General features: G+C 50.4%; 10 protein-coding genes. 2 read left to right on the top strand and 8 right to left on the bottom strand.

Translation table 11 applies throughout. From position 1 onward, the window contains the following. Window positions 1-327 precede the first annotated feature (327 nt). Both P4D80_RS02025 and P4D80_RS02020 read right to left on the bottom strand, forming a co-directional pair. On the bottom strand, window positions 328-786 hold the full coding sequence (locus P4D80_RS02025) for a DUF4278 domain-containing protein (RefSeq protein WP_421657187.1): 459 nt from the start codon (window positions 784-786) through the stop codon (window positions 328-330). A 214-nt stretch (window positions 787-1,000) separates the two neighbouring features. Beyond that, complete coding sequence (locus tag P4D80_RS02020) at window positions 1,001-2,056, bottom strand: hypothetical protein (RefSeq protein ID WP_421657186.1); 1,056 nt, start codon at window positions 2,054-2,056, stop codon at window positions 1,001-1,003. A gap of 797 nt (window positions 2,057-2,853) precedes the next feature. On the opposite strand from P4D80_RS02020, the gene P4D80_RS02015 reads away from it, so the two are divergent. Continuing rightward, the gene (locus tag P4D80_RS02015) at window positions 2,854-5,766 is read left to right on the top strand and encodes a filamentous hemagglutinin N-terminal domain-containing protein (RefSeq protein ID WP_421657185.1); all 2,913 of its coding nucleotides are present in this window, start codon (window positions 2,854-2,856) and stop codon (window positions 5,764-5,766) included. A 240-nt stretch (window positions 5,767-6,006) separates the two neighbouring features. Then, on the top strand, window positions 6,007-6,804 hold the full coding sequence (locus P4D80_RS02010) for a cobyrinic acid a,c-diamide synthase (protein WP_421657184.1): 798 nt from the start codon (window positions 6,007-6,009) through the stop codon (window positions 6,802-6,804). Window positions 6,805-7,189: 385 nt separating this feature from the next. On the opposite strand, the gene P4D80_RS02005 is transcribed toward P4D80_RS02010, so the two are convergent. From P4D80_RS02005 to P4D80_RS01980, 6 genes are all read right to left on the bottom strand, one after another. After that, window positions 7,190-8,473 carry an LCP family protein gene (locus P4D80_RS02005; RefSeq protein ID WP_421657183.1) on the bottom strand — a complete coding sequence of 428 codons (1,284 nt, stop codon included), beginning with the start codon at window positions 8,471-8,473 and terminating at the stop codon, window positions 7,190-7,192. Window positions 8,474-8,880: 407 nt separating this feature from the next. Continuing rightward, the gene (locus tag P4D80_RS02000) at window positions 8,881-11,097 is read right to left on the bottom strand and encodes a PhoX family protein (protein WP_421657182.1); all 2,217 of its coding nucleotides are present in this window, start codon (window positions 11,095-11,097) and stop codon (window positions 8,881-8,883) included. Between the two features lie 810 nt (window positions 11,098-11,907). Further along, the gene (locus P4D80_RS01995) at window positions 11,908-12,624 is read right to left on the bottom strand and encodes a J domain-containing protein (RefSeq protein ID WP_421657181.1); all 717 of its coding nucleotides are present in this window, start codon (window positions 12,622-12,624) and stop codon (window positions 11,908-11,910) included. Between the two features lie 18 nt (window positions 12,625-12,642). Beyond that, complete coding sequence (gene cysK / locus P4D80_RS01990; RefSeq protein WP_421657180.1) at window positions 12,643-13,599, bottom strand: cysteine synthase A; 957 nt, start codon at window positions 13,597-13,599, stop codon at window positions 12,643-12,645. A gap of 4 nt (window positions 13,600-13,603) precedes the next feature. Next, complete coding sequence (locus P4D80_RS01985) at window positions 13,604-14,041, bottom strand: RrF2 family transcriptional regulator (RefSeq protein ID WP_421657179.1); 438 nt, start codon at window positions 14,039-14,041, stop codon at window positions 13,604-13,606. A 144-nt stretch (window positions 14,042-14,185) separates the two neighbouring features. Further along, window positions 14,186-15,796, bottom strand: a complete 1,611-nt coding sequence (locus P4D80_RS01980) for an iron uptake porin (RefSeq protein ID WP_421657178.1) — start codon at window positions 15,794-15,796, stop codon at window positions 14,186-14,188. Window positions 15,797-15,847 lie beyond the last annotated feature (51 nt).

The raw sequence follows: 15,847 nt of genomic DNA, 5'->3' as shown, positions 1-15,847 counted from the left end.
GCACTTAGCGAATCTGATCAGGTGATTTCTGCCAGATCCAGACCCCCGACTTTCTAGTGGACGATGGCATCAGTCCAGTAACCATTGGGTTGGGGAGTGGGGAGTCGGAGGGAACCAGAATAGTATCCGTATTCCCACCGTGCTGTACTAGTAGTCTGTCAGGATAGATTTGAGGGATAACTCAAATCTACAAAACCCAATTCTCAGGTGTTTTGAGGATTTTCAACCCATCAAAACAGTCTTGACAGACCACTAGTCAGATTGACCTGAGATTGACTAGTTCAATCAAAAAGTCGGGGATCTTGTCTCCGGACAGAGGTAGTGAAACTACTTCTGATTGTTTGAGATTTTCCAGACGCATCCCCGGTATTTTCCTGTGATTTCAATCTTGCGCACTTCTGTAGGCTTGACGACAACAGCAGGTGATTTTTTCCAAATGCTTCCCCGGTACTTTCCAGAAATCTCAATTATTTTGGCTGGGGGATCTGTTGCTGGAGGAAGGATGGGCTGATAGCTTGCCCCCCGGTAGACTAGGGGGTAATCTTTGCCCACTTGAGGGGTTGCCGTGCTATCTGAATGTTCTGAAGAGCTTGTTGTGACTAGATCCTCAGATTCCTGGAGTAAGCTCCCAATCTGGTTTCGCTTCATCAGCCACCAGATGGTCATCCATCCAAGTACCAGTAGCAAAAGCAGAACCTGCCAGGGTGCTAACACCAGTCCAAAAAACAGTAGAAAGGCAGCGACGATCGCAATCAACAGACCTGCCAAAGTGGGAAGAGCATCCATCAGCTTCGTTAGCCGAAATTGGAAAAGGCAATTATTTAAATTACAAACCCAATGGAAAGATATGGGTCTAATTCTATACCGATTGACCTAAAGTTTTGTTGCGAAGCATCCAGAAGTCCGGATTATAGCTCTACGCAGGTGCGTTAGGACATTGGAATTAGAGAGGGAGTGGGGTCTTCGGCCCCAGCCAGGGGTTCCACCCCTGCACCCTGTCCTAACCACAATGACTACCGCTATAATTCCTCCATCTAAAAAATCTTGCACCACCGGTGGCAAACCCAAGATTGGGGTCCAGGGCAATTCGGGAACCTGTGCGATCGACATGATAGATCCAGGATTGCCGCCGCACCTGGACAACCACCTCCCAGCCCTCAATGGGTCGATACTCTCGCGTGCAAATTTCACCGAAGTTAAAAATGCAGGGATTGCCAAAGGTTTTAGGGGTTGCCTGGGTAATTTGCAGATAGGAAACCGGCAGCCCCGAACGGCGAGAGGCATCCTGTAATACGACTTGCTCTACGGCATAGGGTAAATTAGCGCTGCTTCCTCCAAGCCCCGGATCCAGCACTACCTGGTAATTGGAGCGACTAACGTGATACCTCCAGGATTCTCCCCCTACCTGTACCATCACTTCCCAGCCCTCCACCGGGTTGTATTCCTTTGTGCAAATTTTACCAAAGTTAAACTCGCAGGGGTTGCCAAAGGTTCTGGGAGTGACGCGAGTGATTTGCACCGCGTTGACTGGTAAGCCTGCTCTCCGAGACGCATCCCTTAGAACCGCGTTACGTGCCGGGATGGGAAGATTGACTGTTGAGCCACCACTGTTGGGATCGATGGCGATACGGGAACCAGTGCGATCGACATGGTAAGTCCAGGATTGGTTTCCTCCCCGAACAACAATTTCCCACCCTCGAATGGGACGGTACTCGTAGGTACAAACTTCACCAAAGTTGAATTGACAGAGGTTGCTAAACGTCCTTGGTGTTGCCTGAACAATTCTCAACCGGCCTACCGGGATGCCCGATCGCCGGGACGCATCCCGCAACACAGCCTGAGAAATTGATCCAGACAGGCCCCGATGGCGCAACTCTTGAGTAGGAATGCCTTGGCTGATTTGAGCAGGCCATTCCAGCCTGCGGGCGTTTGCAGATTGGGTTTGGGTAAGTTCTAAACCACCGGAGAGGAAACTTGCAAACGCAAGAATAAGAACCGCTTTCTTAGAAAGATGAATGGTACCAGAGGTTTTAAGTAAATCAATCATTGGTTTCATGGGTTTCTTTTTTTGTCAACAGGTACTATCACAACTGATTCATAATTGATGCGAGCGATCCAGGGTCGCTACATTAAGCATGACGATAAGAAGAATACCTGAAGTTCCTGAAACCCTGATTGGTTACAGTTTTTGTAACAAGCAAGGTCAAAATGAAACGCATCCCAGTTTTGTCATTTTGATTGGGTGAAACACGCTTGTGTGAAGCTGAGTAAAGAGAAACGGAACCTATATTCTGGGTATATATACTGAAGTGGATGGATTAGCGATCTTTCTTGAAATTTGAATGGGGTGCAGGGGTTCCCCCCTGCGTGGGGGCTTCGTCCCCCTTGTTCACAAACTATTTGTGAACGCTATAGTACCTGCCAAGGTAATAGTACCTGCCAGGGAATAGTACCTGCTAGGGTAATAGTCATCCGCAGACTTTATCTTTCACAATCAGGGGCAGTCTTACTAGCAGCGTAAGTCAGCAATCATAAAGGGTGTCAGGTTCTAGTGTTGCAAACACTAAATTTTGCAACATGGGGGTTGGGAGACTTCGCCCCCAAGCAAGGGTTCCACTCCCAAACCCCCAACAACACTTTCGTTTTGCTGTACCATAGCGGTCCTAATTCAGTTGTGAGCTGGAGAGGCTTTGTGAGAAGGAGTTCCTGCGGAACTCCTTCTCACAATCCAAATAGGATTGCTATAGATGTCGCGAATGGTAGCCAGTTTACGCCAGGTTCTACTTGTTTAACGATTCCAGGCGCTTCGATTCTGATTGAATCGTCGGTTAAGTTGCTCCTTTGGTAATTCCCATGAAAGTTACACTTCGTATTCTTAGTGCATTATTGATTGCAGCCGCATTTACAGAAGTTATGCAGGCTCAGGCTCAAATTACTGGAGCCGGAGATGGTGCCCGAACCCAAGTCCATCAGAGTGGCAACACCTTTGATATCACGGGTGGCACACGAGCCGGAGCAAACTTATTCCATAGCTTCCAGCAATTTGGGCTGAATCAGGGGCAAATTGCCAATTTCCTCTCCAACCCTTCCATTCAGAATATTTTGGGACGGGTTACGGGGGGGGAAGCCTCTGTGATCAACGGCCTGGTCAAGGTCACAGGCGGCAACTCCAATCTGTACCTGATGAATCCGGCGGGCATTATTTTTGGAGCAAATGCCAGTTTGAATGTGCCAGGGTCGTTTACGGCGACAACAGCGAATGGGATCGGGTTTGGGTGTGGGGTATCGGGTGGGGAGTGTGGGGGCTGGTTCAATGCTGTTGGTGAGAATCAGTATGCTTCCCTGGTAGGAACTCCCAACACCTTTGCCCTTAGCATGCCGCAACCAGGGGCGATCGCCAATGAAGGGAATTTAGCCGTTGGGCAGGGACAAGCTCTCACTCTCCTGGGTGGCACAGTCATTAATAATGGCCACCTTTCAGCACCGGGAGGGCAGGTGGCGATCGCGGCAGTATCTGGAGAAAGCCTCATCCGCATCAGCCAGTCCGGACAGATGTTGAGTCTGGAAGTCCGTCCCCTTTCAGCCAGCGTCAGCGCTCCAGAGTCCTTTGACAAACCAATCTTCTCCCTTCCGGAATTGTTGACTGGTGGGCAGGGAGGCAATGCAACCGGGATAATTGCGAATCACGATGGCACTGTATCGCTTACAGGTTCAGGCTTGCGGATTACCCCAGAAGCTGGAACTACCGTTGTCGCTGGTCAGGTGGATGTTTCAGCAACAGCTTCTGGACAGGTGGGGGGTGGGGTTCAGGTATTGGGCGATCGCGTCGCGCTCCAAACGGTTACCATCAACGCTTCCGGTGATAGTGGCGGCGGCACCGTCCTGATTGGCGGTGATTACCGGGGGCAGGGCACCGTTCCTAATGCTCAACTCACCTACATCAGTCCAGATTCAACGATTCAGGCCGATGGGATACGACAGGGCAACGGTGGGCGTGTCATTGTTTGGGCAGACAACACGACCCATTTTCACGGCTCCATTACTGCCCGTGGTGGGGCAAAGAGCGGGAATGGCGGGTTGGCCGAGGTCTCTGGAAAACAGACCTTAAACTACCGTGGCACTGCTGATCTGCGTGCTGTGAAAGGATCTCCGGGTACGCTGCTGCTCGATCCAGAGAGTATTGTGATCCGCGACGGCACGGGGGATGGAGACGACAATGGTGCCGCAAACAATGCCTTTGGCAATAATCCAGCGGGTGATAATGGACTGGTGGGCTTTGCAGATGCGGGACCTTCTATCATCTACGAGTCAGAACTGGAGGGGATGGGTAGTGTTGCTCACCTCGTTCTGGAAGCCCGCAATGGCATCACCATCGAGAGTTTGACGGATGGCATCCTGGAGATCCCTGGACTGGTTGGTGGAAATGATACCAATCGCGGTTCCATTACCTTCAGTGCCGATGCGGATGGCAACGGTACGGGTAATTTCTCCATGGACCCAAACAATACGATCCGAACCAATGCTCGCGATATTCGGATCTTCGGTGCTGACATTGTAACAGGCAACATCAACACCGTCGGTCCGTTGCTGGTAAATGGCAGCGTCGAAATGGTTGGAACCAACATCAATACGGGTAAGATTGCGGCAGGGGGCGGATTTGGCAACACCAGTTCTGTAAAATTGACTGCAACAACGGGTGATGTAATTGTCAGAACTGTTTCCGCAGGCGGGGGAGGCATTGATATCGAAGCCGCTCGTTATTTCCGGGCAACGGATACGTTCACGGCATTTCTGCGACTGGTTCTAGACCCGGTGGAGGATGCAGAATTGATTCAATTCCTTTCGCAAGGAAATCCCCAATCCTTTGTTGATCAGGGTTTGATTGGGGGGGCTCAGATCTTTATTGATCTGCCCGCCAGCCTGTTTGCCAGTCCCGACTCGGGTCCGGCTCCAATTCGGATTCAACACGGTGGTGAAGCCCGAACTATTGGTGGTGGACAGGTCCAGATTCAAGGAACGGGTAGTATTCCCAGTGCCCAGTTTGTTGTGGGTCCGAACAACGATCACACGATCGCAGTGAATGCTCCGGGCAGCGATCCGATCGCAAACTTCGATAATTTTTCCACTCTGTTTCCGCCTGGCGCTTTTCCCGAAAACTTAAGCGGCACAACAGGGGCGATCGTCCGTGGACAGGGCGATGCAACCCTGGTTACCTCTCTGCAAAATCGCCCCTTTGACCCCACGCGCATTCCCACCGAAACAAACCCTGGAAATCCAGGAGGACCTATAGGAGGAGGGAATACAGAGGCATCTGGTAATCCCGGGGTCATCACACAGTTTGAATCAAGTCCAGACGCACAAACCGTGCAGCGGCAATTTGAAAACCAAACAGCCACTTCTGCCTGTCCACCAACGGGTGTCAGTGTCTCCTCCCGTAGGACCAACCGTTCCACGGTCAGCACCCAAGCGGCGGACAATCCCTGTACACCGGCAGAGAGTGATGAATCGATTCTCAAAATCCTGGAGGATGCTCCTGCACCTAACCCTAGTAAAGAGTTAGAGAAAGAGGTAGAGACGAGTGTCTTTCCTGCAAACCCGGTTGAACCCGCTTTTGAGCAAGCACCGACTTCCGAATTCAAATCAGTCATTCCTGCCCAGGTAAGTATTCCAACGTCTTCCGGGCCTGAGTCAGTTGGGAGTTGGGGGGCGGCGATCGCTCCTCCCGAAACCATTCCCCTGGTTGAACAATCTCGCACCACTCAGTAATGCTCCAGGGCTTGAGAGCATTGGACTACATGGCAACCTCCTCACCTGTGCCAGCCCTGTTTGCACCAGATTTCGATGGGAATACTAACAGGATGTAAGTAGGTATAGCTCTCGCAAACACGTTAGGACATTGGGCTTAAAGGGGATGTGGGGGCGATGTCTCCAGCCAGGGGGTTTCCACCCCTGCACTCTGTCCTAACCGCAATAATTAACGCTATAACAATCCTCTTCCTTCTCTCTATGGAGTTGCCACTGGACGAACTGATCGAATTGCCTGAGCCAGTTGAATCCGAAAGCATTCTCTCAAGGCTACCCCCTGAAGCAAAGAAATGGGCTGAGAGCTTGCCCTGGGTGCAGCGGCGATACGTGCTGTCGTTGTGCCATTTAATGTGTGCAGCGACGCCCGAAATGCGGACAGAATTTTTGGATGACTACACAGCCGATGGACTCATTTCTAAAGTTCTGGAAGACCGGGATACCAAACAAAAAGTTAGAGAACATCTGCAAAAATTTCGGATTGATACCGATCTGTCTACGTCTTTGTTGAGAAGCTATATTCGGCAGTTTTACATTCACTCGGCTCAAGATATGCGTCGCCAGCCGGATCTTTACTTAGAGTCTGCTCTGCGGCTGGTGATGAGTACGGAAGAACGCAATAGCGTATTCAATTACATTTTGGGATTTGAATTGATCAAAATGATGTTTCGTATGAGCTGGCATCAGCATGAAAAGCTGTACCGGCTACAACGGAACCAGGATGCTTTTCTGCAAACCTATATTCGACCGATTCAATATACCCATCGGATTAATAAAATCATTGTCCCCAAGGATGAACATTTGTTTTTTGCCAGACGGGATTACTACGTCCAAAAACCTGTCATTGGCGATAAGAAATTGGTAGAGTTGGCGATCGCAACCTTCACCACAGAAACAACCACCGCCTTTGGCTTTTCCATCATCCGCCATCCCCACTCCTTAGTCTTTGACTACGACTACATTTTTGAAGCCGAGCAGGAGGTTTTTTCCTATAGCGAGTAGGCTGGCAGGTGACAGGTGTTATCATGGAACCCCTGACTAGGAAGCCCCCGCAGTCTCTTAAGGCTTGTTATAGCTCTACGCAGGTGCGTTAGGACATTGGAATTAAAGAGGGAGTAGGGGCTTCGCCTCCAGCCAGGGGTTCCACCCCTGCACCCCGTCCTAACCACAATGACTACCGCTATAAAAAAGATTGTACTCCCCTGATTGCGAAGCTCTGGCTTCGCAACCCTGCTCAGGAAGCTCCAGCGTCCCAGAACAGACAAGGAAGCGGGAGTTTCCGGGACAGCATGACGAAGTTCCCAACTTCGTCACGAGAAGGTGTGAAGTTATTTCTTAACAACCCCTTAAACCCAGTGTCCTGGAGTAACCTGGCGACAGCTATAAACTACAAATCTGTTGCCTTGTTGGGTTGCTTCTGGATCCAATCCTGCCCTAACTGAATCGTGATATCCGAGCCCAATTCTCCTGTACTCTCAATCCGCACCTCACCCAAACCGATCGCACGGCGGATTGCTTCTGCCCCCTTTTCATCTCCCTGTTGGGCAACAATCCGGGTCACTCTCAACGGTTCGCTATGGGGAAGATCAACGATCGCATTGCTGTAGCCCGCCTTCCTTAAAGCACTGATCATCAACTGGGAGGCCCCCATATGCTTCGTGCTGTCTTGAACGGCGATTCTCAGTGAACTGGGACTAGAGGTTGGAAGCGCCACCGAGCCAAAGTCAAAATATTGGGCCATGACGGCTTCAATTCGAGTGGGGTTGGGTAACCAGTAGCTGGCATCGTATTGTCCTGGTTCACTGAAATCACCTGGCACAACCAGCATTTGAACATCAGCACGACTGGTTCGAGAGGCAAAGCCAACTAAAGCAACCAGTTCTTCAACGGTTAAATTCGTGTCGATATAGGATTGAATCACCTGAAGAATTTTAGGCAGACGAGTCAGCGTTGCCGGGTTGAGGGACTGTTCCATTAGTGCCCGCATGACCAGTTGTTGCCGCTGAATGCGCCCAATGTCGCCGTATTCGTCGTAGCGAAAACGGAGGAGTTGTAATGCCTGGTCACCATTCAAATGTTGTCTGCCAGCTTTGAGGTTGATGTAAAGGTGCTGGCTGTCATCCTGATATTTCATATCCTTTGGCACGTAGACATTGACACCACCCAGGGTATCAATCAGCGCCTGAACACCCTGGACATTGATGGTGGCGTAGCGATCAATGCCAATTCCACCTAGTAGCTCGCTAGTTGTTTTTGCCGCTAGAGCAGGACCTCCATAAACATTGGCCGCATTGATTTTAGCGGTGCCATAGCCAGGAATGTGAGTACGGGTGTCTCTGGGGATGGAAAGAACGATTAACTTTTTAGTTTCTGGGTTAAACCGAAGCAAGAGCATCGTGTCTGTCAGCCCGTCGAAGGAGTTGACAAGGGCATGGTATCCCAGCTTTGACAACTCTGGAGGAGGAGAATCTACGTCGGTAGTGAGGACTTTGACACCCAGAACCAGGATATTAACAGGACGGGTCAGTTCTGGCATCTGGAGGGTGGCACTGGTGGAGATGCGATCACCCTTAGCAAACACCGATGCCTCTTCCGCAGTTAGCTTGCGCTGCATCAAGGGTGTACTTGAAAGCGTGACAGCCACTAGCGCCCCCGCTGTTGCAGAGATCATCGCAATCCCTGTCAAACCAAAGAGCGCCCAGAGCCAGCGAAACTTTCTGGGTTTTGTGGGTAGCTTTCTTAGAGGCGATGGGGACGTTGCGGGCCTAGGCGGTGTCTTGTTGGGTTCGTTCACAGGCTCTCTTGCTCACACACTAAATTCACACCCTAAATAGGGTAGATGTCAGGATCTGTCCGGTGCCAGGGATAAAAAGCATTGTTCGTTGCAATTTATACCTACCATGGGTCCTGACCCTTCTGGTTAATACCACATTCTGTCAAGAAGTATACTGACAGGCACCAAAACTTAGAAAATTGAATGAATCGGGGAGACGAAGGTATTCAATTCGCCTGTTTTAGCTCCTCGCAGCAGCATGTTAGCAATAATTCCACGGAAGTGACAAAAATTTGGGAAAAAAGCTATGCGATCGCCCCATTCCCTTGGCGATACACAACCACCACTGATGGTTTGGGTGGGTCATTGGGTTGTTTACCAGGCCAGTTAGAACCAATCGGTACCTTGCGGGTTTGCAGAAACTCCTGGCCCTCCGTGGTGCGCATGGCAAACTGGCGAGTTTCCGCTGCCATATCCTTACGGATTCCATTCACTTCGCCTGGATGCTGAACCGCTAAAAAGAGGGTTGTTGCGTCCGGTGTAAAACACGGTCCCGTAATTTCACAATCGATTGGCCCCATACCAAATAAAAAGGCCTGACCTGCCCCCTCGCCTGATAACGGGATGTACCAGATGGAATTGTTACCAAAAATACCACGTAAACTGGACTGACTCACTGTTTTGCCAGTTTTCTCAATCCGCTTTTCGGGGACTGCCTGATTCATTTTACTCGAGGACATGTCCGTCACCATCCAGAGATTACCGCTAGGGTCAAAGGCCAGGTTATCAGGGTTGGCGAATCCTAACCCACCACTGGCGGGCTCTCCACCCGTTGCCATCATTTCCCAGCGAAACGACACAGCCGCCGGGTCATCGCCATCTTCTGTCAGGTGCATAATCCAGCCAAATTCGTAGGCGGTATTGCCATTGGGTCCCTTAAAAATTCGAATATCAGGGCTGCCGACCTCCTTGCCGACGCTACCGGATGTGAAGGCGATAAACAGAGAACCATCCGGCCCAATATCCGTATCTTCGGGGCGGGCAGTGCAGGTTGCACCCACCGCATTGGCAGCGTAGTGAGCATCGATCAGAATCGCCCCCTGTTTTTCTTGCTCATTGCCTGTGTAGAGATCGCCGAGGGTCTTAAATTTTTTCTTAAAAGCTTCGACCTGTTCATCTTCATTGGCTTTGAAGACACCACCTTCGGGCCGTTGAGGCAGGAGAAGCATGACTCCACTTAAAAAGCTGGGAGGGGTGGGGTCTATGGGAGTGCTAGTTTTCAGAGGAATCCAACGGCCAGTACCCCCTGGTCTGAATTGGGCAACATAGAGCATGCCATCATGCAGGAGCCTGGAGTTGGCTTTGTCTTTCGGGTTTGTGACAGTGCCTTTGCTGACAAATTTGTAGAGGTGGCCTCCCTGGCGATCGCACCCGGAATAAAATGCCAGGGGCTTTCCTTCAACCACGCGCACTCCAACCGCTTCATGGCGATAGCGTCCCAGCCAGGTATGTTTAGTGCCCGTATCCGTTGGATTAGCTGGATCATACTCCACTATCCAGCCATATTTGTTGCCCGCCAGCCCAAAAACATTTCCTAGTCCACTCAACTCTTCGTCTGTAATCCTGAACGGGCATTCCTTAGGGTCAAACGATGTCCCATCGGCGTAAACCAGTTCGGGCACCTGACCCTGGAAATTTTCTTCTGCACTCAACACTGTTCCCCAGGGGGTGGTGCCACCAGCACAGTTTTGAATCGTACCAATGATTTTGTCACCAAGTTTGTCGATATAACCTTGCCCACTCGTTTTGCGGAAAATAGCAACCGCCGGTCCAGTTGTTTTCAGGTAGCGTCCATCTTCCAGGCCAGAGATGCCTGTAATGCGGCGATCGCTTTTAGAATTCGTTCGTTCCCACTGTCCGTTCGCTCCTCGTCGAATGGCAATTATGCCCACTCCCTGGTCAATCAGGGCTTCTTTACAAATCTGGGCAACCTTTGCCTTGATGGGATCGTTATCCTTCAATGCAAAGGCATTTAACCCCGCAGGCTGATCGCCTTTGGTCGCTTTAACCGCCTTTTCAACCGCAGCCTGCACTTCCTTCAACGGCAATGACTTACCAATCACCTGTTCATAGGTCTGAAGCCAGGGGATGGCGCTAATGTACTCAAAGTTAATGGCCAGTAGTCCCTCATCTTTCCCTGTTGGAATGAATGAAAGGTAATCGTTGTTGTAGCCAAAGCGAGAATCGCCCACGCGATCGCCCCAGGACGCAATTACGCTGTAGGTAAATCCCTCTGGTAACACCAGGTCATCCACCACTTCATAGTTGCCAAATTCAGCAACCTGCTGGGCAACTGGCACACCACTGGTTGGCAGAGGCATGGGACCTTTGATGGGTTGGAATGCCAGTTTCACAACACTACCACCCGGTGTCTGTGGTTGTTTTTCCTGGAAAACGCTACAGGCAGCTGCACCAACCGTTGCGCCCAGAAACAGAAGAAAATGCCTGCGGTTAAGAGTCATATTCTGAGGAAGAGGTAGAGAGGGGTAGGAAGAAGAAGAAAAAATTTATTTTATATTTACATGTCTGGTAACTTTTACATGTCTGGTAACTTTACTGAACTGAGTAGAGGGCGAACGGGCATTCGTTCTTATGTGAAGGTTCAGCGATTCTGCTTGAAATTGAATGGAGTTTAGAGGTTTCACCCCCCTTGTTTACAAGTAGTTTGTGAATGCTAATAAAGCTAATAAAGTAAGTAACCAGACGCAATTACATTGAGGATGCTTTTAGAGGTGGAAAGGGGAAAACCCCCGCCTGCTGATGGCGCAACCCCCATTTCCCCCCTTACAGGTGATTATGGTTGTCTACTTAGTTTGCCAGACAGATTCTGTATTAGAACAACAGTCACCGTTTCAAGATGCTTCATAAGTTTTTATATGCCCCATGAATTTACCTTGACTACGTTAAAGAATAGTGATCTCTTTGTTAACTCTTACTTGAGACAAATTGTGTAAATGGGTTTTATTCAGAGATGTAGAGCGATCGCGCCTGCTTGCCTGCCTACATCCCCCTTAAAACCAATTTCTTAAGCAATCTAATAAGCAATCTGACAACAGCTAAAGTTGTTAGAGAGGTGAGATGAAAACTCAAAACTTTTTTAGCTATATAGCTGACGACTACTGCTTAGCTCCTGGCTCTCTAAGTCCTACTCCATCTCCTGGTTGTCCTCAACCAGACACCTACTGCTGTACCTGATATTGACAAAGGAGAGAGAAAGTATAAGACACTTTGTTGACGCAAAAATCTCTTCCAAGAAACCCTCAAACTATTGATCAAGCAACTTCTTTCACACCCACCTGTGCTTCTCGGCGAAGCCCTGCGGCAATTCTGAAGAGTTCCTGACCCATATGCAGGTAATGGTCGTCATAGTTGAGGGTATAAAACTCCAGCTGCTCAATTCCATCAGCAACCTGATTCAGGCAGTAGTAGAGACTGGCCGCGACGCCCGCTACGTTGGGAGGATTGGGTAGAGAATGAAAAATTGCTTCAGCCCGACTCAACAACTCACGGCAATCCTCCAGATAAAGTTGAAAGTCTTCCATCAATTCATCATCAAATGGATCAGCCGATAGATCATCAATCTGTTCTTGTAACGGCTTCAAAATTTGCTGAATTACTCGACTAACAGGAGTATAAATCTGACTTAGCCAGAGATGAAGCTGTTCATCGGCCTGCTGGGATGTCCGCTGATTACGATAATGTGCCTGCGCCGCTGCTGTTCGCTGTTCCCGTGTAGTTCTATCCACCCCAAACCCAGTGGCTTCCAGTTGAGAATAATACTGCTGCTGTTGATCGTAGGAGCGACGGCTTTCGGGATCGCCCAAAACTTCGTAGGCTGCATTAACTTTGGCAATACTGTCATGGCTCGCAGTTTCACAGTTGCTATCGGGGTGAAACTGTTTGGCTAAGCGACGGTATGCTCGCTTGATCTCCTCTTGAGTCGCTGTTGGACTGACATTAAGGGTGCGATAGTGGTCAAAAATAGCCATGGAATTATTCTAGCGCTATTAGCCTCCTGGCACCATTAGCTCTGGTTCCTGGAAGAGTGGGGTGCTTAAATAGCGTTCGCCAAAGCTGGGCTGGATCATGACGATTAGTTTGCCGTCATTTTCGGGACGGCGGGCAACCTGGATAGCGGCATAGAGAGCAGCCCCGCTGGAGATGCCAGACAGTAATCCTTCTTCACGGGCAAGGCGACGTCCGTAGGCGATCGCGTCTTCATCGGAAACGGTAATCACTTCATCGATCAAATTCACATTTAAAACAGGGGGAATAAACCCGGCTCCAATCCCCTGAATTTTGTGAGGTCCGGGACGCCCGCCGGAGAGTACTGGGCTGTTGATGGGCTCAACGGCGATCGCCTTAAATTCTGGCTTGCGCGGCTTGATCACTTCAGCTACCCCGGTAATGGTGCCCCCCGTGCCAACACCAGCAATCACTATATCCACCTGACCCTCCGTATCTTCCCAAATTTCTTCTGCGGTGGTTTCCCGGTGAATTTGGGGGTTTGCCGGGTTACGAAACTGTTGCAGCATGTAGGCATTTGGCAGTGTATCCACGATTTGCTGCGCCCGTTGAATACAGCCGCTCATACCTTCAATACCGGGCGTTAGTTCTAATTCAGCCCCATAGGCTCTTAGCATAGCCCGCCGTTCTGCACTCATGGTTTCTGGCATGGTCAAAATAAGACGGTAGCCCTTGGCGGCAGCGGCCATAGCAAGAGCAATCCCCGTATTGCCAGAGGTGGGCTCAACCAGAACGGTCTTCCCTGGGGTAATCAACCCTTCCCGCTCTGCTGCATTAATCATGCTGATGCCAATCCGATCTTTAACAGAAGCCGAAGGGTTCATTCCTTCTAGCTTGGCAACAATCCGCGCAACACAGCCCTCTGCCGATGGAATCCGGTTCAGTTGCACCAAAGGTGTGCGGCCAATTAGTTCCGTAATGTTATGAGCGATCTGCATAGTGTTAGATGTAGTACATGATATCGAGTTGTTGTCTGGCGTCTCTTTTTTCACAGAGGTCTTGCAGCGTATAGCGCTGAAGAACTGCATTGGCCGCTTCATGAGCCTCTTGCCAGATCTCGCAAATGATCGTTCCTTCAACGGTCTTAGGGGAGCTATTTTTCTCAAGCGGCTGGGCATCGGAACCATCCAGACAGGTCATAACTTCCAGAAGGTTGATTTTCCAGGGTTCCCGTGCCAGGATGTAGCCACCTTTGGCACCCCGCTGGGAACGGACTAAACCGCAGCGTCTAAGGGTAGCTAACAACTGTTCCAGGTAACGATCGGGAATCTGTTGTTGAGCCGAAATTTGCCGAATTTGGAGAGGCTCACCGCTGCTGTAGTTGGCTGCCAGTTCGATGAGTGCCAGGAGGGCGTACTCGTTCTTACAGGAAAGTTCCACGGGCAAAAATAAATGATGGGTTAGCGATCGCGATTTTCCTATTATACTACGGTTCCCCACTAGGGTTTTGCAGGATTTGAAATTCCAACAAAAAAAGCCCCAGAAATCTGGGGCTCTACCAAAGTTACAGTCGGTTCCTAAGAACTAGAACGTAAAGGTGGTTCGAATTGTTCCAACAAATTGGGTATCGTTGCCATTGTTATGCTCCGGATTAAAGAGCACAAACATTCCAGGGGTGATGTAAATGTTGTCGTTGATCCGGAAGCGGTAAAGGGCCTCTACATGGATCGTGGTGTCATCATCTTCCCGCGCCCCAATATCGTTATCTGTAACCTTGGGAGGCATCCCGACAAGAATGGCACCCAGATTACCCTTTTTGCCCAAATCGGGGAAGGCCAGGTAACCCGCCCAGTTGATGACGGTTGCATCATTACTGTTGCTTCTTTGATGGGCTTTCTGGTAGCCAAACCAGCCACCCAAAACAAAGCTAGAGCTAAACTTGTACTGGAGTTGTCCCGCAAAAGAGTCTACGGTAGTAGCGACGGCACCAAAGGGTCTGATCGCAAACACGCTCCCCGTACTCCCGGTAACGTTTACATCGTTTCCGGGATAGTAGGAGTGAGCATAGGTTAGCCCAGCCGAGAAATTACCCGGTGTAAACAACAACTGACCCATGAAGGTATTGCCGCCGTTAAACAGACCATTGGATGAGAGGGGATTGCCACTGGCGACATCGCCCACATAACCGCCCTGGAGCGAGAAGGATTCACTGAATTTGTAGTCAAAGGTTGCACCCGCAGAACCGCCTGCGGTTGACCCCCCGGAGCGGAAGATTGGGTTAAACCGTCCAAAGCGGGAGACAGCACCCAGACCACTGCTGGCGATGGGACTTAAGGGATTCACTAACCCCTCGTAGAACTCTTGCTTCGATGCGTCAATTTGAATCCGGAGTTTGTCTCCCACCGGGAAACGGTAATAAAGCTTATCGACCTGGACAGAATTATCAAGGGGTTCATCAAACGACAGACGGGTCATGTTGGTGCCAGTCGTGCCGGTAAAGTTTGGGATGTTGCCGGTGTTCAGACGGGTCAACAACAGGTCTTTGCCCGTGAAACTGGTGGCTAAGCTAAGTCGGACACGGTTGCCAAAAATAGCCTGTGTATCATCACTGTTTCCACCAGCTCTGTCACCAAACGTATCGGCCACTGCGAAAATGACCTCTCCTCTCAGCTTGGTTGTGGTGGAAAACTGCTGTTTTTCCAGCGTTGCGGTCCGAACTTCCAGTTGATCTACCCGACCGCGCAGGACAGCCAGCTCAGCCGCAAACTCTTCTTGCAGCTTTTGCAGGGCCAGCAGGTCTTCTTTTCTCACCAGGTCAGCCGTAGCCGCAGCCAGCAACTCGCTGATCCGGTCCATACAGGCGTTGACCCCGGCGGCAAACTCGTAACGGCTGAGGGCCCGGTTGCCCCGGTAGGTGCGATCGGGATAGCCGACGATACAGCCGTAACGCTCAACCAGAGATTGCAGGGCCTGGAATGCCCAGTCAGTGGGTCTAACGTCAGTCAGTTGAGAGACTGAGGTCACCTGATCCAGGGCTCCTGGGTCTTCACTCGCCACTTCGAGTGAGCTAACCGAAGTGGTGGGTTCATTGGCATGGGCGGAGCCAGTGGGAGTGGCGATCGCAGAGGCGACAAGAACGGCACCAAGAAAAGTCGGAGTCGCCAGTAAGGACTTCCAAATCGCGTTTGAGTTCATAAATTTTCTCTTCCTCACACCTGAGTTTCAACAGAACCTTTGGACGGTAGC

It is taken from the genome of Leptothermofonsia sp. ETS-13, from assembly GCF_049200465.1.
Lineage (GTDB): Bacteria > Cyanobacteriota > Cyanobacteriia > Leptolyngbyales > Leptolyngbyaceae > Leptothermofonsia.
Note: the sequence above shows the minus strand (reverse complement) of the source record. Positions and strands in the feature narration are given on the sequence as shown.